Source organism: Alicyclobacillus pomorum DSM 14955 (assembly GCF_000472905.1).
GTDB lineage: Bacteria > Bacillota > Bacilli > Alicyclobacillales > Alicyclobacillaceae > Alicyclobacillus_A > Alicyclobacillus_A pomorum.
On the sequence record NZ_AXAR01000001.1, the window covers coordinates 29,885 to 55,262 of the forward strand.

Annotated in this window: 15 protein-coding genes; 10 read left to right on the plus strand and 5 right to left on the minus strand. The window is 55.3% G+C overall.

The window, feature by feature from the left end; all coding sequences use genetic code 11:
- The first annotated feature begins 145 nt into the window (after positions 1 to 145).
- On the plus strand, positions 146 to 8,212 hold the full coding sequence (locus tag YWK_RS0100130) for a glycoside hydrolase family 94 protein (RefSeq protein WP_026963167.1): 8,067 nt from the start codon (positions 146 to 148) through the stop codon (positions 8,210 to 8,212).
- Between the two features lie 152 nt (positions 8,213 to 8,364).
- Here YWK_RS0100130 and YWK_RS0100135 read toward each other — a convergent pair whose 3' ends face one another.
- The 3 genes from YWK_RS0100135 to YWK_RS0100145 form a co-directional block, all read right to left on the minus strand.
- Positions 8,365 to 8,655, minus strand: a complete 291-nt coding sequence (locus tag YWK_RS0100135; protein WP_026963168.1) for a putative quinol monooxygenase — start codon at positions 8,653 to 8,655, stop codon at positions 8,365 to 8,367.
- A 223-nt stretch (positions 8,656 to 8,878) separates the two neighbouring features.
- A complete protein-coding gene (locus tag YWK_RS0100140; protein WP_026963169.1) occupies positions 8,879 to 9,685 on the minus strand; it encodes a COG4705 family protein in 807 nt (268 codons plus the stop codon).
- Positions 9,686 to 9,890: 205 nt separating this feature from the next.
- Positions 9,891 to 11,627 carry a phospho-sugar mutase gene (locus YWK_RS0100145; RefSeq protein ID WP_026963170.1) on the minus strand — a complete coding sequence of 579 codons (1,737 nt, stop codon included), beginning with the start codon at positions 11,625 to 11,627 and terminating at the stop codon, positions 9,891 to 9,893.
- A 257-nt stretch (positions 11,628 to 11,884) separates the two neighbouring features.
- Between YWK_RS0100145 and YWK_RS0100150 the strand changes: the two genes are divergently transcribed.
- The 7 genes from YWK_RS0100150 (at position 11,885) to YWK_RS0100180 (ending at position 19,275) form a co-directional block, all read left to right on the plus strand.
- A complete protein-coding gene (locus YWK_RS0100150) occupies positions 11,885 to 13,354 on the plus strand; it encodes an aldehyde dehydrogenase family protein (RefSeq protein WP_026963171.1) in 1,470 nt (489 codons plus the stop codon).
- A 210-nt stretch (positions 13,355 to 13,564) separates the two neighbouring features.
- Positions 13,565 to 14,287: an EcsC family protein gene (locus YWK_RS0100155; RefSeq protein WP_026963172.1), complete on the plus strand. Its 723-nt coding sequence runs from the start codon at positions 13,565 to 13,567 to the stop codon at positions 14,285 to 14,287.
- 319 nt (positions 14,288 to 14,606) lie between these two features.
- Positions 14,607 to 15,527, plus strand: coding sequence for a DMT family transporter (locus tag YWK_RS0100160; RefSeq protein WP_026963173.1), 921 nt, complete (start codon positions 14,607 to 14,609; stop codon positions 15,525 to 15,527).
- Between the two features lie 292 nt (positions 15,528 to 15,819).
- Complete coding sequence (locus YWK_RS17575) at positions 15,820 to 17,328, plus strand: S53 family peptidase (protein WP_051374812.1); 1,509 nt, start codon at positions 15,820 to 15,822, stop codon at positions 17,326 to 17,328.
- Positions 17,329 to 17,542: 214 nt separating this feature from the next.
- A complete protein-coding gene (locus YWK_RS0100170; RefSeq protein ID WP_026963174.1) occupies positions 17,543 to 17,860 on the plus strand; it encodes a PadR family transcriptional regulator in 318 nt (105 codons plus the stop codon).
- 183 nt (positions 17,861 to 18,043) lie between these two features.
- Positions 18,044 to 18,448, plus strand: a complete 405-nt coding sequence (locus tag YWK_RS0100175) for a hypothetical protein (RefSeq protein ID WP_156908984.1) — start codon at positions 18,044 to 18,046, stop codon at positions 18,446 to 18,448.
- 191 nt (positions 18,449 to 18,639) lie between these two features.
- Positions 18,640 to 19,275 (plus strand): YcnI family copper-binding membrane protein, encoded by a 636-nt coding sequence (locus tag YWK_RS0100180; RefSeq protein WP_026963176.1) that lies wholly within the window; start codon positions 18,640 to 18,642, stop codon positions 19,273 to 19,275.
- 155 nt (positions 19,276 to 19,430) lie between these two features.
- Here the strand turns inward: YWK_RS0100180 and YWK_RS0100185 are convergent, their stop codons facing one another.
- Both YWK_RS0100185 and YWK_RS0100190 read right to left on the minus strand, forming a co-directional pair.
- Complete coding sequence (locus tag YWK_RS0100185) at positions 19,431 to 20,219, minus strand: ABC transporter ATP-binding protein (RefSeq protein ID WP_026963177.1); 789 nt, start codon at positions 20,217 to 20,219, stop codon at positions 19,431 to 19,433.
- Positions 20,220 to 20,489: 270 nt separating this feature from the next.
- Positions 20,490 to 21,050, minus strand: coding sequence for an acyl-CoA thioesterase (locus YWK_RS0100190; RefSeq protein WP_051374814.1), 561 nt, complete (start codon positions 21,048 to 21,050; stop codon positions 20,490 to 20,492).
- Between the two features lie 434 nt (positions 21,051 to 21,484).
- Here YWK_RS0100190 and YWK_RS17580 point away from each other — a divergent pair, with 434 nt between their 5' ends.
- A complete protein-coding gene (locus YWK_RS17580) occupies positions 21,485 to 23,314 on the plus strand; it encodes an ABC transporter ATP-binding protein (protein WP_035465640.1) in 1,830 nt (609 codons plus the stop codon).
- Entirely contained in the window at positions 23,311 to 25,332 is a 2,022-nt protein-coding gene (locus YWK_RS0100205) for an ABC transporter ATP-binding protein (RefSeq protein ID WP_026963179.1), read from the plus strand. The genes YWK_RS17580 and YWK_RS0100205 overlap by 4 nt, the downstream gene beginning before the upstream one ends.
- The last annotated feature ends 46 nt before the right edge of the window (positions 25,333 to 25,378 follow it).

Sequence of the window (25,378 nt, forward strand, 5' to 3'; positions counted from 1 at the left end):
TTGATTGTATGTTGCCTGTGAAACGGGGGTCAAATCGCCGACTTATAAAACGCGCGTGTTCAGGGGATATTTTCATGTGTTACTGATTTGTGGTCGCCATTCTTTGTTTTTCCGTAGATAGGCGATCCACGCTCGGGAGGCTCCTATGATTCTCAACAACGAACAACTACAAGCCCGGGCACGCGAGTTTGCTCTGACCCACGAGTTGTCGGCGAGCCAGCGTTCGACGGCTCGCTTCTGGCCGGCTTTTCAGTCTGACGTAGCCAGTCTCCACGCATTCGCCCAGCGGCTCACGCTGAGTCGGTCGGAGTGCGCACAGCCTGCGGAGGACTGGCTGCTGGACCATATTGCGTTTCTGGAGACGCAAGCGCAAGTGGTCCAGCGGGAATTGCCGCGCGCGACGCTTCACCAGTTGCCGAGGTTGAGAGACACCGGGACACCGCGAATTTACGCAGTTTGCGACGACTATTTAGAGTGTGTAGATGGACGCTATGACTTCCATTCGTTTGAATCGTACCTGCATTCGTACCAGGAAGTCTCCGTGCTCAAGATTGCAGAAGGCTGGGCGCTGCCCAGCGCCATGCGCGTCGTGATGATTCGTAGACTCGCGAAGGCTATGCGCGAGGTGCGTCGACGCCACGAGGTGTGCAGCGATGTGGCGTCCTTGCTAGAACGCCTCGGTACGAAGAACATGACGGATGAAAAGATTCGCACCTTGCTGGAGCGTGAAACGCGTGGGAGATCACTCAGCACAACCGAAATCGTGCACCTCGTACAGCACTTAAGCGAGTGGGAACCGGATATCCGCACGGTTCGAGAGTGGCTCGCCGCACACGTTGAAAACAGTGAGTCGAGCCTTGAGCAAATGGTCTCTTTTGAACATCAGCTGCAGGCTGAACTGCAGGTCACGTGCGGGAATTTGGTGCAAAGTCTGCACATTTTGGAGCGTCATCCGTGGCGCTTGACCTTCACGAAAATCTGTCACGTCGAACAAATCCTCCTCTGTGATGCCAGCGGTGACTATGAGCGTATGGATCTCGCGAGTAGAGACGTGCTTCGACGGCGCGTCGCGGACATCGCAAGCCAGCTTCGCGTGCCAGAGACGTTGGTTGCAGAGACGGCAGTTCGGTTGGCAAAGTGTGGCTTGGCGGACGACACTCCAGCCGGTGAACCGCCGCAAAACGTCTGCATCGCCTATTATTTACTCCATCCACACGGCATCACGTCCATGCGCAGGGCACTCTGCAAGGTGACGCGACCTCGTCGCCTGCCGCAGATTGCTCTGCGCCGGCGCCCGCTCGCCGTGTACTTGTCGAGTGTGGCGGTGTTATTTGTGGCCATGATGTTGTTGGCCGGGGGGTGGACAGCGCTCGGAGCCATCCGCCGCCCGTTGTCCTGGCTGGCGGTCTTTGTTGCACTCGCATTGCCAGTCAGTGAATGGGTTGTGGCCATTGTGCACGAGGTCATCAGCAGGTGTTGCCGTCCGTCACCGCTCTTGCGATACGACTTTTCCAAGGCGTTGCCCGAGGATGCCCGCACGATGGTAGTCATCCCGGTCATCTGGTCGGACATCCAAGAGGTGGACGATGTCATGGATAGACTGTTGGTCCACTACCTGGCCAACCGACAGGAGCACATCCACTTCGCCGTCCTCGCCGACTTTACGGACGCTCACACGCAAGCGCTGGCAGAGGACGAGTCGATTGTCCAGCACGCGGTCCAAAAGATTGAAGCGCTGCAGGCGAAGTACGGGGCAGACCGGTTCTTCCTCTTTCACAGATCCCGGTGCTACAACCCAGTCGACCAAGTCTATATGGGGTGGGAGCGCAAGCGCGGCAAATTGGTGGAGTTCGTCGAACTGTTGTCGGGGAGTACCGATACCAGTTTTACCACGGTGGTTGGACAAACGGACATTCTGAAAAACATCCGCTACGTATTTACCGTGGATCACGATACGCAGCTTCCGATAGGGGTGGTGGGCCGTATGGCCGGCACCCTCCACTTGCCCTACAACAGGCCTCGGCTGAACCAGGATGAAACGAGTGTCGTGGAAGGGTACGGGGTGTTGCAACCAGCCATCGGTGTTAGCTTTGAGTCCACGCAAAAGTCGCGGTTTGCCGCGCTGTGGGCGGGGGAACCCGGCATTGACCCGTACGCGTTCGCGGCCTCCAACCCGTATCAGGACTTTTTCGGCCAGGCCGTATTTGTCGGCAAGGGCATTTTCGACGTTGACGTGTTTCGAAAGACACTCGTCCGTCGCATTCCGGACAACCAGGTGCTCAGCCACGATGTGCTCGAAGGCGGCTTTCTTCGCGCTGGACTGACGTCCGACGTCGAAGTGATTGAGCAGCACCCGAGCACGTTCTACGCATACCAGCGCCGAGCCCACCGCTGGATTCGAGGTGACTGGCAGCTACTTCCGTGGTTGGGGCGAATCTGCCGAGACCGCACAGGCCGGAAGCGCCACAATGATCTCTGCGGACTCACGCGTTGGCACATCTTGGACAATCTGCGTCGGAGCCTCGTTGCACCAGCGCTCATGCTGGTGGCACTGCTCGGAGCCACCGTACTGCCGGGCCGAGCATTCGCATGGGAAGCCATTGTGCTCCTGACATTGTTTCTTCCATTTCTCAGGGCGCTTGGTCAGGCGTTGGTCGGACGCAGCAGCATGCGTTCTCTGGGAGCTGGCTTCCTGCAAAGCGTCATCCAGTGCATGACATTACCCTTCGTCGCAGTGGTGGCAGTGGATGCCGTTGTTCGAAGTGTATTCCGCATGTGGGTGAGCCGGCGCAAACTCCTGGAGTGGGAGACGTCTGCCCAGCTGGACCAGCGTCCCGTAAACGGGCCCGTGTTTGTGCATGAACCCATTGGGTACATGGTGGTAGCCCTGTTTGTTGCGCTGATGTGGGGGGGCGGGGGAACTACAGGCAGAGTCAGCGCAGTGGTCGCCCTCGTCATGTGGCTGCTGGCTCGCCCCGTCATTCAACAGCTGAATCGTCCAAGAAGAGAACCGTCCCGTAAGTGGCTGGATGAGATGCAGCCTGAGCTGAAGGCGTTGGCTCGACAAATTTGGTCGTTTTACGAGCGGTACGTGACGGCAACCGATTCCTGGTTGCCCCCGGACAACGTGCAGTATCATCCCAAGGAAGTCGTCGCGCATCGCACGTCTCCGACCAACATTGGGTTGTATCTCGCAGGTGTGGTGGCCGCGCGTGATCTCGGGTTTATTGATACATTGACCATGGTCGAGCGCCTCGAGGCCTCCATGAGAACCCTGGCCGCTCTGGAGAAGTGGAACGGGCATTTGTACAACTGGTACGATACACAATCTGCAAAACCGCTGGCGCCCCGCTATGTGTCCACCGTCGACTCTGGCAACCTGGTTTCATACCTCATGGTGGTTCGCCAAGGGTTACACGAGTGGCGTCTGCGGGACAGAGCACTGCAGTCTCGGGTGGAACGGCTCCTGGAGGACATAGATCAGTTGGTTGAACAGACCGACTTCGCGTCACTGTACAACGCCGACGAGCGACTGTTGTGTCTGGGGTATCACGTCGATGCAAACCGAAGGGAAACCATTCTCTACGACCTACTGGCTTCGGAAGCGCGGCAAGCGAGCTTTGTGGCGATTGCTTTAGGGCAAATTCCAGTGTCGCACTGGTTCACCCTGGGCCGCACCATGACGATTGCGGGCGGTCACAAAACCTTGTTGTCCTGGTCTGGAACGATGTTTGAATACCTGATGCCCGCCCTCCTCATGCGGACGTACCGGAACACCGTCTGGGACTCCACATATCGCGGGGTTGTGCAGCGACAGCGGGAGTACGCACAGGTGCATCGCGTGCCATTCGGCATTTCCGAAAGCGGCTACTACGCGTTTGACTACGACCACAACTACCAGTACCGGGCGTTTGGTGTCCCTGGGCTCGGGTTGGATAGGGGCCTGGAACGGAACTTGGTCGTGGCGCCGTACGCCACCATCTTGGCGTTACCGGTGGCTGGCGAAGCTGGTGTGGAAGCCCTTCGCAAGTTCGAAGAACTCGGTGCAAAGGGCCCGTACGGTTTTTACGAAGCGGTTGACTTCACGGTATCAAGGTTGCCGAAAGGGCGCCGACATGAAGTCATTCAGAGCTTCATGGCCCACCATCAAGGCATGAGCCTGTTGACCGTCGCCAATCTCTTGGTGGACGACGTCATGGTGGAGCGATTCCACGCAGATCCACGCGTTCGCGCCACCGACTTGCTCCTACAGGAGCGAATTCCCGCAAAAGCGGCACTCATTGAAGAGCCAGTGGGACGCAACGCTACGTTGCCGACACTGGGTGGGCAGACCGACGACGCAGAGCGCAGGTTCACGGAACCGACGGCACTGCCAGAAGTCAACGTGCTATCCAATGGCCGGATGATGAGCGTCGCCACCAACGATGGCAACGGCATGCTCATGTGGAACGGGCTCGCGGTCACGCGATGGCGAGAAGACCCAGTCATTGACACGTCCGGTGTGGTGGTTTACATCCACGACGTCACTTCGGAGGAGACGTGGAGCCCAACGCGGTTCCCTTGTCGTGCTCTAGAGGATACGAGCGCCGTGTTCCGACTGGACAAGACAGCGTACGAGGGGCAGTACCAGGGGATTGCGTCCAGGTTGGAGCTGACTGTGTCCTCTGAGGTCGACGCGGAGGTGCGGCGCCTCCAACTGGTCAATCACAGCGCAGAAGGCCGCACTTTGGAGGTGACGTCGTTCCTCGAGCTGGCATTGGCCAGCCCCTCTGCGGACAGCGCGCATCCGATGTTCAGCAAACTGTTCGTCCAAACCAGCCACGATGCCAATGCGCAGTGCCTGCTGGCCAAGCGTCGGCCCCGGGAAGAGGATGAAAAGGAGACGTGGGCTGTTCACACCGTGTACGTGGATGGGGCTGAGTCCGGAGAGTACGAGTTTGAAACCGACAGGGCATCGTTTATCGGTCGCGGCTATTCCTTGCAGGCGCCCAAGGCAGTGCAGGCCCATCTGCGTGGCTCCGTCGGGTCTGTTGCGGATCCCGCGTTCGTCATGCGGCGCTGTATCCACCTTGCACCCAAAGCGTCGGCTACGGTGTACATCGTGACCGGCGTCGCAGCCAGTCGGCAGCAGGCGCTCGACATTGTGCAGCAATTGCGGGAGCCTGCACAGGCGGATCGGGCGTTTCATCTGGCCTGGGTGCGGGCACAAATTGATTTGCGACATCTCCACCTGTCTCCAGCGCAGGCGGTGGTCGCACAGCGTTTGGCGGGGCGGCTGTTGTACACACCGCCGCTGTCGCGGGCTCGCCGGGAGGCCATCACGCGCAATACGCTTGGGCAGTCTCGGCTGTGGCCGCGCGGCATCAGCGGTGACGCACCGATTCTGACGGTGGCCATCCACAACTTGGCCGACTTGCCGTTTGTCACGCGCCTGGCTCGTCAGCACCAGTACCTGTGTGCATTGGGGCTGGCGGTGGACTTGGTGGTACTGGATGAGACGGTCGGCGGTTACCAGGATGAACTCATACACCGCTTGCGGGAGAACCTTGCCTCGTGCGGCGTGGGTGAGCTGAAGCGAGTCGTCAGTATCAAGGGATCACAGCTGTCCAAGGAGGAGAGAACGCTCCTAGAGTCGGTATCTCGCGTGTGGTTACGGGCTGGTGGCCCCAGTGTGCGCACGCAGTTGCACATTGACCCGAGTGACTTGCCGACATTGCCGCCGACTGAGCTTTCGTCCGTGCGACCGACCAGGCGGTCCCGAGTGCTCCAAGCCACGTCGGACGGCGAGTTCTTCAACGGCTGGGGCAGCTTTGTGGACGACGGGCGCGCTTACCGAATCCACGTGCAGGCGGGTGCCTACCTGCCTAGGCCCTGGACCAACGTTCTCGCGAATCCGAGGTTTGGCTGTCTTGTGACGGAACTAGGCACCGGTTACAGTTGGTGGCGCAATTCGCGCGAGTGTAAATTGACGCCTTGGACCAATGATCCGGTGCTCGATCAGCCGGGGGAGTGCCTCTATTTTCGCGACCTCGGCACCAATGAGATCTGGTCTGCGACGCCGAAGCCTGCGGGGGGGCAGCGTCCGTACGAGGTCACACATGGGTGGGGCTACACGCGGGTGGAACAGACGAGCGGCGAGATTGCGCATGTCATGGAGACGACCGTTCCGCTAGACCACCCGTTGAAAGTTGTCAAACTCACCTTGCGCAACACCACTGCAGAGGCGAAGCGGATTTCGGTGACGTACTACGCGGAGTGGGTGCTTGGTGTCCAACGAGAAGCGCAAGCGCCGTTCATTGTCACGGAATGGGATGAGAAGAGTTCCGCATTACTCGCCCACAACACGTACCAGGATGCGTTTCGAGAGGCTGTGGGTTTCCTGCATCTGACGCAACTGGAGCAAACGCACACCGCGTCGTACTCGTGGACAGGCGACCGAGCGGAGTTTATGGGCCGCGGGGGAGAACGAGCACATCCAGCATCCTTGTACGAGGAGAGGTTGTCGGGACGTGCAGGTGCGTATGCCAATACGTGTGGCGCCATCCAGACCGTGGTGGACCTGTCCGCAAACGCCGAAACGACTGTGCTCATTCTGCTCGGCTGCGCGGCTTCAAAAGCAGAAGCGCGGGCGCTGGTTCACCAGTACAGCACTGTCTCCGCCTACGAAGATGCACTGGCCAAAGTGACACAGTTCTGGGAGCGCATGTGCGGGCAAGTGAAGGTGAAAACACCCGATAGGGCGATGGACCTCATGTTGAACGGGTGGCTGTTGTATCAAGCGCTCGCTTGCCGACTGTGGGCACGCACCGCGTTTTACCAAGCGGGGGGTGCGTTTGGATTTCGGGATCAAATCCAGGACTCGCTCGCCTTATTGCACGCGGATCCGGCCATCACGAAGCAGCAAATTTTGCACAACGCGGCGCATCAGTATCAGGAGGGGGATGTGCAACACTGGTGGCACGATGAGACAAAGAAAGGCATACGGACGCGGTTTTCCGACGACTTGCTCTGGCTTCCGTACGCGGTCTCGCGATATGTGGAGCACACCGGCGACGTCGCGATTCTCGACGAGGTCGTACCGTTCTTGCACAGCGATGTCCTGAAAGAGGGAGAACTGGAGCGATATGAAGACACGGTGGTGTCCGACGAGGAAGGAACGTTGTTGGATCACTGCCTGCGCGCCATTCGCCATGCTATGACATTTGGGGAACACGGCATTCCACTGATAGGGATTGGCGATTGGAACGACGGTATGAACCGCGTCGGGGCGAAGGGCCGAGGCGAGAGTGTCTGGTTGGGGTGGTTTTTGCTCGACGTCCTGAAGCGATTTCTACAACTGCCACAAGGGGTCTTGCCACCTGAGATTGTCGATGCGTTCAAGCACACAGCGCGTGAACTGGAGCAGCACTTGAACGAAAACGCCTGGGACGGAGCCTGGTTCCGGCGCGCATTTACGGACGCAGGGACGTGGCTCGGCTCCATCCAGGACGTAGAGTGCCGGATTGACGCTATCGCACAGTCGTGGTCGGTGATCTCGCAAGGAACGTCACCCGAGCGTCAACTGCGCGCCATGCGCTCGTTTGACCGAGAACTGGTGGAGCGAGACTTGAGCTTGGCTCGACTGTTGACCAAGGCGTTTGACGAAACGCGGCCGAGCCCTGGGTATATCCAGGGCTATCCGCCAGGGATTCGCGAAAACGGAGGCCAGTATACACACGGCGTGATTTGGAGCATCGTCGCCTGGTCCATGTTGGATGCCCGCGACAAGGCGTTTGAGCTCTTTTCCATGCTCAACCCCATTTCGCACACGCAGACACCGCGGGAGGTTCAGGTGTACGGAAACGAGCCGTACGTGATGTCCGCAGACGTGTATACAGCCCATCCGCATCGGGGAATGGCGGGCTGGTCCTGGTATACAGGTGCAGCCGGCTGGATGTACCAAGCGGGGTTGGAGTACGTGTTAGGGGTCACACGGAGGGAAGATCGGCTTTACATCCGACCGTGTGTTCCTGACGAGTGGGAATCGTTCAATATCGATTACCGTTTCGGCAAGTCCACGTATCACATCGAGGTGAAATGCGGGGAGCCCGCCACATGGGTCGTGGACGGCCGTGAAACGGCGGGCCAGGCGTATCTGCAATTGTTGGACGACGGGAAAGAACACACCGTGACGGTGTACGCGCCGCAAAAACCGCTGGAGACGGTGGGCTAGACTTCGGTATTGGCATGAAAAGGGGGAGCACCTGGAATCGACCGTTTCCTACGCCCCCCACAAGTCGTGGAAAGGTCCCCGAAGGCGCAAAAGTGCTGGCAGTGGAGTCCAAGGCGTCGCCCTCGTGCGACGCCCCATTGACCCCAACAAGTTTATGCTTGTACCGGCGTGTATAGTGTGCGCTCTCGTTTCTCGAGCAACGGGATGACGGTATCCAGAACAATGCGCTGAAAGTAGGGTGTTTCTGAGTGCCGTGCAAGTGCTGCTTCATCTTCGTATTGCTCAAACAGCAAAAACTCGTCTCTGTTGTCCTTTGATCGATTCACGAGGTAGTGTATACATCCCTCCTCTTGCTCGACGAGTCGGATCATTTCACGCAGTGCTTCCTCGACCTTATCGCCCATCCCCGGCTTACATTGATACTTCGCTGTGAGTACAATCACTGGGATCTGCTCCTTGCGCTGTAATTTTTGATGTGAACGTCCTGTGCTCACGTTGTTTTGTTGGCAAGAGTATACCGCTTTGTTTCTGTTCCCGCATACGCTCTGCTCGAGTTATCCCCATCCGACGACAGTAACATGGCTGTCTCGAACTCTTACCAGGTGATATCTTGTGAATGAGCCAGCATTCGTGAGAAAAACCTTACATTCAGCAGCTCCTATATAGCTATTGCTGAAGAGCCATGGGCGAGCGAGCTTCGTGCTGAATCACATCCCTGCGGGTAACCGCGAGATAACCGACAAGGACAATGATCATCATCGTTAAAACAAGGCTGACCGGACCTTTGCCCAGTCCGAGACCTCCACTGGTATGAGACACCGAGAGCCAGTCCGAAAAGGAGGCGCCTACTGGCCGTGTCATGATGTAGGCAAACCAGAAGGCGAAAATCTTATTGAGACCAAACAGCCAATAGCAAAGAGCCGGGATAACAAGCAAGGCGGTAAACAGCACTCCTGAAGAGAAGTAGCCCAGGTGCATGGTTGACGCGGTCAAGTCTCCCGCCGCGGTGCCAAGTGCAAACGTTGCCATGACGGTGGTCCAGTAAAAAGCTTCGCGACGACGGGTATAGATACTGTGTATGGACAGCGTCTTCTCCATGGCGTACCAGGTTACGAAGATGATGGTCAGCACCGCCACAAAGAACGTGGTGGATACAAGGTATGGGATTCCAAGCACAACATGGACAACGTCCGCAGCCATCGTGCCAAAGATACTCACCATGACGACAACGAACCAGTAGATCCACGCCACGTATTGGCGTACGAAGAACTGCAGTGCCAACGACGCTACCAGACCGATTCCGGCGAGAGCTACGGCAATGAACGGGTTTAGATGCTGGACTAGATAATCAGAGAACACTTCGCCCATTCCAGTGGTCAGCAGCTTGGTGATCCAGAAATAGACCGTAATTTCCGGAACCTTAGTGAAGATCTGCTTCGCATCATTCATGGTGGCCGACAAAGATTGATTCATATGCGAATTCTTCCCCCTAATTCGTTACGTGGGCTTCTTGCTTGACAGTTCTTGCAAAACAGCGGATTTGCCGTTCGCTACCCAATCAATAATGACAAATGAATCACAAAAAAAGTTCATCGGGATTCCCGTGAACTGTTTTTATGTCAGCGATTTGCAAAACTACCGGGCTACGCGCGGCCAGAAGTAGCCTTCGACTTCCGAGCTATTGTAGATGCTGTTCAATGGTTCGTTGCATGTGCTGTATTTTGGCCTTGCAGTCTTCGTCATGTTGGCCGCGCGCTGCCAGGTACACTTTGATTTTCGGCTCTGTTCCAGAGGGGCGTATGGCCATCCACGAACCATCTTCATACAGGTACTTGAGTACATCAGACTTCGGCAACTGCAGCGTATCCATCGAGGTCTCTTGTCCCGAAGCGTCCACGTGCGACCGCCTCGACGTCTTGTAATCCTCAATGGCGACAAGGCGGAGACCTTCGACGCTTGGCGTGCTTTGGCGCAACCCGTCCATGACCGACTGCACCCGGTTTGATGCGCCCTTCTGTTGAAGGGGTACGCTGATCAACGCTTCACGGTAGTGGCCGAATCTCGCAAACAACGCATGTAACGCATCGAGCAGTGTCTTATCTTGGCTTTTGTAGAATGACACCATCTCGGCGATGGCCAGGCATGTTTGTACGGCATCCTTGTCGCGCACGATGGGAGACACCAAATACCCGTAGCTCTCTTCGTACCCGAATAAAAACGTGTGTTCACCCGTCTGTTCGTACCGGGTGATGCCATGTCCAATGTATTTGAACCCGGTGAGTGTGTTTTCTGTGGGGACGTCGAATGACGCGGCTACTGTCCGCCCGAGGTCTGAGGAGACGATGGTCTGAAAGACAATCCCGTTCTTCGGGAGGCGGCCTTCGGCCTGGCGCGTGCGAAGAATGAACTCCATTAAGAGGGCCCCAACCTGATTGCCAGTGAGCAACTGGTATTCGCCTTCTTTACTGCGGACTGCAATACCCACTCGGTCTGAGTCTGGGTCGGTCCCCATGACCAAGTCGGCAAACACCTCACGTGCCTTGCCAATACCTAATTCGAGCGCTTTTGGTTCCTCTGGATTTGGACTTTTCACGGTTGGAAAGTCGCCGTTCGGTTCTTCTTGCTCCTGCACGATGTGGACTTTTTCGTAACCTGCCGCGTGTAAGGCTTCACGCACCGGTACATTGCCCGCGCCATGCAGTGGCGTGTACACCACAGTCAGGGCCTTCCGTTGGTCTTGAGAGATGGATGGAAATTGCACAGTGCGCACCACGGTGTCTACGTAGGTGCTTCTGACGTCACGGGCAATCCATTGAAATCGTCCTTGCTTTATCGCTTCGTCAAGCGCCATCGTTGGCAGTTCGAACACGTCCGGATGTTGCATCATAATGGCGTGAATTTCCGATGTCACGTCTGGCAACAACTGCGCGCCATCTGGGCCGTACGCCTTGTAACCGTTGTACTCTGGCGGGTTGTGACTTGCGGTAATCATCACGCCGCCGGCGGCCTGGAAGTGGCGAACGCTGAACGAGACTTCAGGAGTCGGGCACAAGTACGGAGAGACATATGCGTGGACACCGACTGCAGCCATGGTGAGACCCGCTTCGCGAGCAAATTCGGCCGACATATGGCGACAGTCATATCCGATGGCCACGCCTTTGGCGGTGGCATCGGTTCCTTGACGCAGAATGTACTGCGCAAAGGCCCAAGACGCTCTGCGGACAGTGTAAATGTTCATTCGGTTGAGACCGGCCCCCATGACACCGCGAAGTCCCCCTGTGCCAAAGTCTAGTGTTTTCCCGAATCGGTCTTCAATCTCTTGTTCATTCCCTTGGATGGAGACAAGCTCTTCGCGAAGTGCCTTGGGGAGTTCTGAGTCATTCAACCACTTTTGATATTCCTGCCGTCCGTTCAAGTGCAGTAACTCCTTCTCTGGGATTTCATGCGATACATTTCAAGGTAAGTCATCCTGCTTATGAGTGTGTGTAAAAAGCTTTGATGTATTCTGTACCTTCGCCGGACCGCCCCTCGCGACGTGGCCGTAAGCACGTTCGATGAAGGATTTGGGGACAGAAAATTCAGGATAACTTGTCGTGATGATGAAGGATTTCGGAATATCATGTCGAAACATTCATATGAATGAAAGCGCTTAAATTAGGAGGGGATAGAGACATGGAATTGAAGCCCAGAGTTGCGGAATTCTTAAAGGGCACGAAGAAGTTGTTCATCAATGGTGAATTTGTCGAGTCCGTGTCGGGGAAGACGTTTGAAACGGTAAATCCGGCCACGGGTGAAGTTTTGGCTGTGGTGTCCGAAGCACAGAAGGAAGACGTTGACCGAGCAGTCCAGGCTGCGCGGAAAGCGTTTGATGAAGGAAAGTGGTCCAAGCTCAGCGGCGCGAAACGTTCCCTGCTCCTGTATCGATTGGCAGACTTAATGGAGCAACACAAGGAAGAGTTGGCGCAACTAGATACGTTGGACAACGGAAAACCCATCCGCGAGTCGTTGAATGCCGACGTACCGCTGGCCATTGAACACTTCCGGTACTACGCTGGTTGGGCGACGAAGATTGTAGGACAGACCATTCCTGTAAGTGGGAACTTTTTCAACTACACGCGTCACGAACCGGTGGGCGTGGTTGGACAAATCATCCCGTGGAACTTCCCGCTGTTGATGGCCGCGTGGAAACTCGGCGCTGCACTGGCCACCGGTTGTACGGTCGTCCTCAAGCCGGCAGAGCAGACCCCGCTGTCCGCCTTGTATCTCGCTGGCTTGATTCAGGAAGTCGGTTTCCCTGAAGGCGTTGTCAACGTAATTCCTGGGTTTGGAGAAACAGCCGGTGCGCCGTTAGTGGAGCACCCGCAGGTCGACAAAATTGCATTTACCGGTTCGACCGAAGTCGGAAAGTTGATTATGAGGCAAGCGGCGGGCACCTTGAAGCGCGTGACGCTGGAGCTTGGCGGCAAGTCGCCCAACATCATTCTTCCGGACGCGGATATGTCCCGCGCCATCCCAGGTGCATTTTCAGGGATTATGTTCAACCAGGGCCAAGTATGCTGCGCTGGCTCGCGACTGTTTATCCAAAAGAAGGCGTACGACAACGTGGTCGCGGACTTGGCATCGATGGCAAGCAAGATTCGTCAGGGACAGGGCCTTGATGAGACCACGGAAATGGGGCCCCTGGTGTCTGATGAACAGCAGGATCGCGTACTGCGGTACATCGATTCCGGCCTCAACGAGGGTGCGGAACTCGTGACAGGCGGTAACCGTCCCTTCGAAAGAGGGTATTTTGTTGCTCCGACCATCTTTGCGAACGTGAAAGACGAAATGACCATTGCCCGAGAAGAAATCTTTGGGCCTGTCGTGGCGGCGATGCCGTTTGAGGATTTGGACGATGTCATTCGTCGTGCCAATGACAGCGAGTACGGCTTGGCTGCTGGTTTGTGGACCGAAAATGTGCGGAACGCGCACTACGTTGCGAGCAAGTTGAAGGCCGGTACGGTTTGGGTGAACTGCTACAACGCATTTGACGCGGCAGCGCCATTCGGTGGCTACAAGCAATCGGGTATCGGTCGCGAAATGGGATCCTATGCGCTGAACAACTACACAGAAGTCAAGGATGTGTGGATTAACTTAAGTTGATGGCGCGGGTCGGTTGATGTTCGCAAAGAATGCCATACTCTCCCTTTCGGGGAAACGGGCACCTGCACTGGCGGGGGCATCTGCATGCGCAGTTGCCCCCGCTATTTTTGCGCGGCCCAGTCCCATGTGATATACGTCTGAAGATAAGGACACAGTAATTTTGCAAATCGCTGAGTACACAAAACAGGTCTTTGTGGCAGGGAAGATGGTATGCGCACCTACGAAGAAAAGATCCGTGATGAAGTGATGGCGTGGAAGAGAAAGATCACAAAGCCGTCGGGGTGGTTTCGGCGTCTCGCCAACAAGTCCCAGGCGAAAATGAACGCGCTGATCCCAGAAAAAGCGCACGTCGTGATAACGGCGAGCATCAAGAAAATGGTACAAGCAGTTCTGACTGGGGCGGAATTTACGACGAAGAAACGGGATGTAGGCAATCTGAGTCTGGAAGCAAAGGACGAAATGTTGCAACAGGCCATCAATACTTACAAAAAGATGGCCGCTGCCGAAGGCGCCGGAACCGGTGCGGGTGGTCTCTTATTGGGACTCGCCGATTTTCCGCTGTTGCTCACCATCAAGTTTAAGTTTTTGTTTGAGGCGGCTGCCATTTATGGGTTCGACGTGACAGACTATCACGAACGCCTGTTTATCCTTCATGTGTTTCAGTTGGCTTTTTCCAGCGACGAACGGAGGCGCTACATCCTCGATTGCATTGAGCACTGGGACCAGTGCATTCAGGAGTCACAAGAAATTGACTGGCGCATGTTTCAGCAGGAATACAGGGACTACATTGATGTGGCCAAGCTATTGCAGTTGGTTCCAGGGATTGGTGCCATCGTGGGTGCCTATGCGAACTATAACCTCCTGGACCATTTGGGTCAAACTGCGATGAACGCGTATCGATTGCGGTTACTGCAAAAGTTGCTGACGGCATAGCAACGCGTCGTTTGCATTGATTCTGCAAATCGCGATTGGAAATCCACACACAGGTCTTTCCAATGTCATGTACTTCGCCTATAATAAATTTCGTTGCTCGGCACCCCATGTCGGGCATTCACTGTATAGCATCCCACGTATTCTATATTTTCCATGAGCAGCGGTTGACGTCTGCTCTTTTTCTTGCTCCTCAAGGTGCTGGCGTGCAGAAAGCGGAGCCGAGTGGAGAGACATAGTGGCTTTACCCACATGAGTGTCTGCGCGTTGCAAACGCCGAGTGAGTGAAAACATCAGAGAATGGATAAGGAGTTATTGCAAGATGAGCGAGTTATCACGGACACGCACAGCATGGATGATTGCCTGTTTGGTGTTGATTTGGGGCCTAAGTTGGCCCATCTACAAAATGGCACTTCATGATACACCGCCCATATTGTTCGCTGGCTTGCGGTGCTTGCTCGGGGGACTTCTCCTGACAATTTTGGCACTGCCCAGGTACCGAAACATTCGATGGCAACAAACCTGGCACATCTATTTGATTTCAGCGTTGTTGAACGCGTTCCTGTTTTTTGTCCTGCAAACGGTCGGTCTTCAGTATTTGCCGTCGGGGTTATTTTCCGTGATTGTCTATTTGCAACCCGTTTTGGTTGGTTTGCTGGCATGGATTTGGCTCGGTGAGAGTATGTCCGTGTTGAAAATTGTTGGCCTTCTGCTTGGATTCGTGGGTGTGGCTTGTATTAGCATGGAAAGCCTGTCCGGTCAAATTTCCTGGGTGGGTATCTTGTTTGCTCTCGGTTCCGCCGTCAGTTGGGCGATGGGCACTGTGTATACCAAGAAAATTGCAGACGCCGTGGATGCGCTGTGGCTTGTGGCTGTCCAGTTCACCGTCGGGGGATTGGCCATGACAGCGTTCGGAACCGTTGTAGAACAATGGACCCGCATTGGATGGGGGCATCCATCATATCTCATCGGGCTTGTGTATGGCGCGGTGTTTGGCGTCGCCATCGCTTGGCTCCTGTACTTTCGTCTCGTGACATCCGGTGAGGCCAGCAAGGTGGCGTCATTTACCTTTATGGTTCCGCTTGTGGCGGTATTGACGGGAACAGTCTTCCTTCATGAACCGTTTACGTTGAACTTGTTCGCGGGTATTGTGTTGATTGTGGTGAGTATTTACCTCGTGAACCGTCCCGCTCGGGCGGCACTGCGTCCGAAAAAACAGTCTGTCGAGGTATTGCGTCACTAGAAAGATCACAAACGATATCGAGGGGGCGGTCACCGTGAATAGGTGACCGCTTTTTTCGCAAGCTCTCACTCTATCTCGGGAGAACACAAATTTTCAATTTGGAAGTAGACTATTCATTCGCGTGAGTCGTCTTGCCTTGTTTGCCGCGATGTTGGCGTTCGCTGATGTCTATCATACTATCTCCCAGCATCCATCTGGACCATAAATTGTCTGTTCAAAGGGCGCTTTACGGTCTAATATGGAGTCAAGCATACGTAATTTATAGAATATTGGAATGGGGAGGACGATGGTCATGAAACGAAAAATTCTGTTCGCGACGGGTAGCGTGCTGCCGAACAACGGAAGCGGCTACTTTCCCCAAGACGTCCGGCGCTTGTACAACATCCCCGCTGATTTGGACGGGGCAGGACAGACCATCGGAATTCTGGAATACTCCAACGGCTACAACATTCAAGACGCACACAGCTTCTGGGCTGCCCATGGCATTACGCCACCCCAGGTGGAGTTTGTAAGTGTCGATGGCACCCGAAACGACGGAGGTACCAGTCCTGACGATGAAGAGGCTTCCTTAGATTTGCAGTGGGCGGGGGCCATCGCACCCAAGGCGAAACTCGTAGTCTATGAAGCCAATGGCGGGGATACGTACCAGACCTTCGCCGATGCCGTGCTTGCAACGTTGCGGTACGTCCTTCAAGATACAAAGAATCATCCGTCCGTGCTGTCCATCTCCTACGGTGACGCAGAGTTGAATATTGGACAACAGGCGATGCAGGAGATTGCCGACGTGATTCAGCAACTCAGCGCCAAAGGCGTGACGGTGTGCATTTCTTCGGGGGATCAGGGCGCGTATGGCATGCATGACACCCGTGGCCCGAGGGTCCAGCATGCGGATGCCCCAGCCAGTGCACCGTACGCCGTGGCCGTGGGCGGAACGTCTCTGCAACCGGACGGAACGGAGTCCGCTTGGACGTACAACGGTCCGGACAACGGGGGGGCAACCGGTGGAGGATTCAGTTCCTTTTTCCCAAGACCGGATTACCAGGCGAGTCTGGGCGTCGTTTCGCGAGGCATTCCAGACGTGTCCTTGAACGCAGATCCAGCCACAGGATACCAGATCATCTTCCAAGGACAGCCCGCAGTGGTAGGGGGAACGTCTGTGTCCAGTCCCGTTTTCGCCGCCATTGTCGCGCTCGCCAATCAACGGAGAGCGCAGCTTGGACTAGCCCCTGTGGCCAATCTGACGGAGAAGTTGTACAGTAACCCGAAGAGCGCTGGATACCGGGATATCACCGTAGGCAACAATTCATTCAACGGCGTCAAAGGCTATGACGCGGTACCAGGCTGGGATGCTTGTACCGGATGGGGATCGCTCGATGCTACGGCGTTCATCAATTTTTTGGCGACCGAGGACCGTGGGGGAGCTACATCCACGACACTCCAGCGTCAACATGCACCGGTTGTCCACCTCCAAGCGGTCATCAAGACGGTTGAATCGGACAAGGTGGAGCACGGTGTATCCCATCACCACTTGCTGATTCACCGCATCGAGGTCCTTCAAAGTGACGGCGTGGATCCCTCAAGCATCAAACCCGAATTGTTTTGTGCCATCCGCTATGGCGATTCGTTGGGACTACCAGGGCCCATTCCCGGTTTGCAGGCGGGACAGGCGATTGAACTGCAGGGCGAGTACATCGATGAGAACCACATTTACCCCACTATCGGCAATCCGGGCGATCCGGTTCTCCACTTCACCCACCATCCGGTCGGGTTTGTCGTTTACCAAGGCAAACGCTACGAGTAACAAGCTCGGTCGAGTGCCATTACCGTTTCGTACGGTTGCAGGTACGAGGCATTCGTAGTGAATTGCTGACGAAGGGGCGCCAGTGTAGACTGGTGCCCTTTTTGTGCGGTGCCGAGCAGTTGAAAAGGACATTGCAAGCAACCGTCGTGGCGTGTATTATTCAGTTATACTTAGTAAGTGTAACGTTATAATTTTGCTGCGGGAGGGACGTCGCATGCCGAAACACGATGTAGGACGGTTCTCCGATGCGTCGTATTTGATACTGGCAAGTTTGGCGAGCGGACCGAAACACGGATACGCGATGATGGAGGACATTCGGGAGTTTAGTGGCACGCATTTGGAACCGGGTACGTTGTATGGCGCGATTAGTCGGTTGGAGCAAAGAGGTCTCATCGAAGCGTGTGATTCCGAAGCGCGTCGAAGACCGTATCGAATTACAGCTTCCGGAATCCAGGTGCTCAAGGAACGCGTGGAAGTGTTGGAGCGCGTCGCTCATGTGGGGAAGGCAAGACTCCGAACGGTTGAGAGATAAGGGGGGACGTCCAGTGAAGACTCTTGCGAAGTGGTTGTTGAAGCTGTATCCACGACAATGGCGTATCCGGTACCAGGACGAATTAACGTCCGTCATCGAAGCCCATCGTGTGACGCTGGTTACCTTTGTCGACTTGTGCATTGGAATCATCCATGCCTATTTCACGTATCCACGGGCAGGCTTGTGGAAATTTCGATTTGCTGTAGCAGCCATCGCAGCAGACAAACGGACATCGCAACCAGTCTGGATCCGTTTGTCATCGTGTACAACAATCATGGCGTTCCAATGGGGAGCTCGGGGTTGCTGGATGGACAAATTCCCATGTTACCGTCGGGCGTATTTGCATATACCAGGCAGCACGGTGAGGAAAAGGTCACTTGGCAACCTCGTCCTGGCGTGCGCATTGCGGCAGTGGTCGTGCAACATGCAGGAAAGAATCCGGGATTCGTATTGGTCGGTCGATCCTTGCGAGAAACGGAAGCCAGCGAGACGCTGTTGGAGATTGTGGTCGGATTATTTTGGGCCATCTCCATTGGTTTGGCGGGGACTGTGTTCGCGTGGAAATCTGTTCGACGCAATCCAGTGTAACCAGATATAAGTCGAACCTGGAGTTCCTTTCCACCGTTTCCGGATGGTAGTCCACCGGAATGGTACCTGTGGATAACTTGTCATAAATCGCTCATTCGGGCTCGTTCCATAAACACAGATAACGATTACAATGAACACTGTCGGAGATAGACTAGGAATCATTCCTCAGGTACAAAAGGAGAGGGTACTTCATGCGTCGTTGTTGGAAGCGATTCTCTGCGATGTTTGCCTCAGTCGCCGCATGTATGGTTGCGTTTGCGGGGATTGCGAGCGCGCACGTCACCGTCTGGCCGCAGACGTCCACGGTTGGTGCGTGGGAAAAGTACACCATGCGCGTACCCACAGAAAAGGACGTCCCAACCGTCAAGGTTGTGTTGAAAATCCCGAATGGGGTAACGTTTGAACAGTATGAGGCGGTTCCCGGGTGGTCGGTAACAGAACAGAAGGATGCGTCCGGTAACGTAACAACGGTAACCTGGACAGCGACATCGGGCGGCATTGCCCCGGGCCAGTTTGCGGAGTTTCCTTTTGTCGCTCAAAACCCAAAAACACCAGAAGACGCTGCGTGGAACGCATTCCAGTACTACAAGGACGGTTCCATCGTAGAGTGGACGGGTGACAAAAATTCAGAGACGCCTCACTCCATCACGACCATCATGGCAGCATCGGCCAATACGCCGAGTGCTACAACGGGCACCGTTTCACCAGCTCCATCCACGAGCACAAGCAAGTCATCCACGTGGTTACCTACCACGCTCTCTATCGTTGCCATTCTGCTATCGATTGGATCTATCTTTGTCTCAGCACGTTCAAAACGGAAAAACTAAAGTTCCACAATAGATTGGAAGGGGGTAAAATCCCCCTTCTTTCTTTTCCAAGAACGAACTGGCACTCGAAGAGCCGTTTATATTGAGCGATTTGCAAAATTCCCCAAGCGTTGTCCGTCGTGATTTTGCAAATCGCTGGCGTGAAAACTCAGAGATTATGCAATCACGTGAACCCAAGGCCGATTCGCTTGCCACGCCACGTCCACTTCTACGTCGAACGCTTTCGACAGCAACACGCTGGTCAGAACATGCCCCTTCTCACCGCTCGCAAGTACCTTGCCTTGCTTCAACACGAGTGTGTGGCTGAACAGGGGCAAGACTTCCTCGGGATGATGTGTCACATACAACAATGTTGGGCCGTGGTTCTGTTTGTACAGCGACTCGATGGTTCTCAGCAACGTTTCACGTGCCTTGATGTCCAGTCCAGTACAAGGCTCATCCAGAATGAGCAGTTCGGGCTTCGCCATCCATGCCCTGGCTATCAGGATGCGCTGCTTCTCGCCCTGGGACAGGATGTGGAATGGTTGGTCGGCGAGATGAACGCACTGAAACATTTCAAGAATCTCCAATGCTTGCTTGTCGTCGTCCTCCGATTTGTCTGCCCACATCCCGATGGAGGCATATTTTCCACTGATCACGACATCCAGCGCGCGTTCCTCGGGGCGAGATTGATGGACGCGCTCCGTCATGGACGAACTGACCCAACCAATTTTCTTCCTGAGCTCCGCCATGTTGACACGGCCAAACGTTTCTCCGAGAACCTCAACGGTGCCTGTGGTCGGCCATACATACCCGTTGACGATGTTGAGGAGCGTCGTCTTGCCGGCTCCGTTGCTGCCAATGATAGCCCAGTGTTGACCCGGTTCTACCGTCCAATTCAGATCTTGCAATATGGTGGTTTGGCCTCGCCTGCAAGAAACAGATTCCATTCGAATGATGCTCATGGTTGTACGGAACTCCTCTCATTTCTGTGACAGATGAAAAACCGCCACGGTGACACTCGAATAATTCGAATACTTTCGTTTATTGTATCTCGATTTGATAATGATAGGAAAGCTATTCGCCTGGCTGGATATACATCCAGTTGTGTGTCTACATGAAGGCGCGTGGATGACAGACACGGAAAGCAGGAAAAAGCCTGCTGGCACTCCACCAACAGGCTTTTTTAGAAGCGGTTGAGGGGGGCATGGAGAACATCCCACCCGCACCGTGTATCATATCTCGTCCCAAAATTTGTCGACGGTGAGGTGTGCAGCGAGCCTTTTACTCTCCTCACGGTGACGCTTTCGCAATTCAGCGCGAGCCGGTGCCGTTTCATACAGTTTCTTTTCTTCCTCGGTTTCTGGAATGACTTTCGGGACCCGCATCGGCTTCCCGTTCTCGTCGAGGGCAACGAAGGTTAGGAACGCCGTGGCAGCCACCCTGCGCTCCCCAGATTTCAAATCCTCCGCTACGACCTTAACGAAGATTTCCATCGAAGTGGTGCCTGTCCACGAGACATAGGACGACAGACACACGGAATCTGTTTGCCGTATGGGTGAAAGAAAGTCCACCGAGTCTGTGGAAGCGGTGACGACTTCTGCGCGTGCGTGACGAGATGCGGAAATGGAGGCAACATCGTCGATATACGCCATGAGCTTGCCCCCGAACAACGTATTGTGGTCATTCAAGTCTGGGGGAAACACGCGGCTGATTTTTACACATCGGGACTCTCTACACTTCTTCGCTTCCAATGGATTCACCTCAGGTACCAATATTACCACATTCTGAAACATAATATGCAAAGGTCCATCTCTCTGGCAGATGGACAACAGTTCTATTATAAGCCCTGGCGAAAGACCCCCCAAACGTGACGAAGGGATGGGAAGAGCACGTGAGCGTTTTCGTGGCAGGCAGACTACTTCACTTGAAATTCAATTGACAGAAGAGGAAGGGAATGTTAAAGTCAGCGAAGAGGATGTAACGTTGAAAGGAGGTCTCATTCCCATGATCAAGCGACTCATCCTTTGGAGGACGCAGTGGATTCTTGCGGACAACTACATATATGGGGATGTGACCGAGGGAGTACGTTCATAACGGTTCAGCGCAACCAATGACACTGAAGATTACGCAGGTCACGTCCGTTCGTGACCTGCGTTTCTGATTTTGAGAGGCATCGAAGGTATGTCGCGCAGGCGGCATACCTTTTTTATGTGGAGGGTTTGGATGCATGTTTACTGTGTTGAAAAAACTAGGTTGGTTTTTCCGTGAGCACAAGAGGCGGTACGCGATTGCGCTTGGCATTCTTCTCATCCTGAATTTTGTCGAAGTCGTCCCTCCTAAGCTCGTAGGCAATGCGATTGACCAGATGAACCAGGGAACGATGAACCTTTCCCGTCTGCTCGGCATTGTGGGTATGTACGCGGCGCTCATCGCGGTCTCGTACATCATGGGGTACACATGGATGTACCAGCTGTTCGGCGGGGGCTTCATTCTGCAGCGGACCCTTCGCTCCCGGTTGATGCGCCACTTTTTAAGGATGACACCGACGTTCTTTGAAAAGAACCGCACAGGTGATCTCATGGCGCGGGCAACCAACGACTTGACCGCGGTGTCACAGACCGTAGGGTTTGGCATGTTGACCTTGATTGACTCCACCACCTTTTCAGCCACCATTTTGCTGACCATGGGAACGCTCATCAGTTGGAAATTAACCCTCTTGTCCCTGTTGCCGCTGCCCGTCATCGCCTGGGCAGTGACCAAGTACGGCAAGGTGGTGCATCGCCGATTTACGCTGGCGCAGGACGCGTTCGGCGACATGAACGACAAGGTACTCGAGACCATCGCCGGGATCCGCGTGGTCCGGGCCTATGTGCAAGAGCGGGCGGAGGAACAGCGCTTCGCAGAAACCACAGAAGAAGTGTATCGGAAGAACGTCTCTGTCGCACGCATCGACGCCCTCTTTGAACCCACCATCAAACTGCTCGTCGGCATCAGTTACCTCATTGGTCTGGGATACGGGGCGTACATGGTGTTTCGCAGCCAAATCACGCTCGGTGAACTTACGTCGTTCAACGTCTACCTCGGGATGCTGATCTGGCCCATGCTCGCCATCGGTGAGCTGATTAACGTCATGCAGCGCGGCAACGCGTCACTCGACCGAGTGAACGAGACGCTCGCCTATCCACCAGATGTGCAGGATGCAAAGGACGCCACGCCTGTGACCATCCCGCAGGTGATTGAATTTGAGTACGTCACATTCCGGTATCCGCGGTCTACAGAAGACAACTTATGCGATATTACGTTGACCATCCGGCGTGGCGACACGCTCGGAATTGTGGGGCGCACGGGGAGTGGCAAGACCACATTGATTCGGCAGCTCTTGCGCGAATATCCAACCGGGCGCGGAACCATACGCATCAATGGCGTGCCCATTGAGCAAATTTCGCTTTCCCAGTTGCACGGGTGGCTAGGGTACGTACCGCAGGAATCGATGCTGTTCTCACGCACCATCGAAGAGAATGTGCGTTTCGGCGCGCCGCAGGCGACGGACGAAGCGGTTGCACGGGCACTGGAAATGGCCGGCTTCAGCAAGGACGTTGCAGCGTTGCCAAACGGGTTGAAAACCCTGGTGGGCGAAAAAGGGGTGTCGTTGTCCGGCGGACAGAAGCAGCGCATTGCGTTGGCGCGCGCACTCATTACGGATCCGGAGATCCTCATCCTGGACGATGCGATGTCTGCGGTGGACGCGCGCACGGAAGCGCATATTATCGAACAGATTCGCCGTGAGCGCGCTGGGCGCACCACGTTGATTGCCACGCACCGGCTGTCTGCGGTGGAGCATGCAGACTGGATTGTGGTGCTGGACGAAGGACGTATTGTCGAGCAGGGGACCCACGAAGACTTGTTGCGAAGAGGCGGCTGGTATTTTGAGCAGTATCTGCGGCAACAAACGGAACAAGGCTTGAATGGATTGATAGATGAGGAGACCCAAAGCGGGGCAGACGTCGATACGTGTGAGGGGCAACTTGAGGCATCGGAACGTGGGGTGAGACCATGAGTGTGAGTCGGAGACTACTCAACTACGCGGCGCTCTACAAGCGCACCATTTTGCTGGCATTGGCCATGTTGGCTGTGGCGGTGGCCGCCGAGCTGAGTGGGCCGTTCATCGCCAAGACGATGATTGACCGGCACATCCTCGGCATTGAACAGCCTTGGTATCAGACGTCTGGACCATGTCCGGACGCGGTGTCATTCCAGGGACACTGGTACAAGCGGGCGGACTACTTCTCGGCCGGGGAACATCGCGGACGGCCTGCACGTGTGCTCCAGGTCGGTCACTCGTTCTACTTCGTGAACGGAACACTGCCGTTTGATGGAGAGAGAACCGTGCACGATGGACAGTTGACCGTTCACCAGGGAAGTCGTGAGGCCACGTTGCCGGTGACTCGTTTGAGCACGCAGGCGTTATACGCATTCTACAAACCGGAATTGCCCCGCATGTGGCTGCTCGCGCTACTCTACTTCGGACTGCTGATGGTGTCGGTGCTGTTCACGTACGGGCAGCGGTTGCTGTTTCAAATTTCAGCCAATCGGATTTTACAGCAAATGAGGCAAGACGTCTTCCGGCAAATTCACCGCATTCCGATTCAGTACTTTGACAATACCCCGGCTGGCAAGATTGTCTCGCGGGTCACGAACGACACCGAAGCGATTCGCGATCTCTTCGTGACGGTACTCGCGAACATCTGCTCCAGCATCATTTATATGGTGGGCATTTACGTGGCCCTCTTCATCCTGGACGTGCGCATGGCGCTCATCAGTCTGCTGCTCGTGCCGATTCTCGCCGTGTGGATCACACTGTACCGGAAGTACGCGGTGACCATCAATCATCGCATTCGCGCCTTGCTCAGCGATATCAATGCGATGATCAACGAAACCATTCAAGGCGTGCCCGTCATTCGCGCGTTTAACCGCCAGGAGCGTACCTTGGAGGAGTTTGAGGCGTTAAACCACGAGCAATATATCAGCCAGACCCAGTTGCTCAGCATCAATTCGGCGACGGGCTACAACCTGGCCGGAATGGTGCGCAACCTGTTCTTCGTCGCCATGATAGCGTACTTTGGGTGGAAGTCGTTTCACTTGGCAGGCGCCATCTCGTTTGGTGCCTTGTACGCTTTCGTGGACTACTTGAACCGCCTGTTCCAACCCGTGGTGCAAGTGGTCAACCAGCTGGCAAACCTCGAACAGGCTCGCGTATCTGCTGACAGGGTGTTTCAACTTCTGGATGAACCGGGGATTGACGTGGTGGACGGGGAAATGCCCAAGTATCGAGGCGACGTCGTGTTCGACAACGTGTATTTCTCCTACGACGGCAAACACGACGTCTTAAAAGGCATCTCGTTTTCGGCCAAACAGGGTCAGACCGTGGCCTTGGTGGGACACACGGGGTCGGGGAAGAGCTCCATCATGAACCTATTGTTCCGCTTCTACCAGCCTCGGTCGGGTAAGATTACCATAGACGGCGTAGACATTTCTATGATTCCGCGGCAACATCTCCGCAGGCACATGGGCATCGTGTTGCAGGATCCGTTCCTGTTTACAGGCACCATCGCCTCCAACGTCAGTTTGGGAGATCCAGCAGTTCCGCGTGAACGTGTAGAACAAGCGTTAAGAGATGTGGGAGCCGACAAACTGCTTGGCCATCTGCCACAAGGCTGGGATGAGCCTGTGCTGGAAAAGGGCAGCACGCTGTCCGCCGGGCAACGGCAACTCATTTCGTTTGCGCGGGCGCTGGCGTTTGATCCAGCCATTCTGGTGCTGGACGAGGCCACGTCCAGCATTGACACGGAGACGGAGGCCGTCATTCAGGACGCACTCGAGGTGCTGAAGCGGGGGCGTACGACGTTCATCATTGCGCATCGGCTGTCCACCATTCGTAACGCCGACTTGATCTTGGTACTCGACAAAGGTGTCATCGTCGAACGCGGATCTCACGATGAATTGATGGCTTTGAAGGGACGCTATTATCAGATGTATCAGTTGCAACAGGGTGAGCGCGTACGGGAAACGGGGTGACGGTCAAGCGGAGGACCGTACGGATGCTTGCCCACAATGTTGCGTC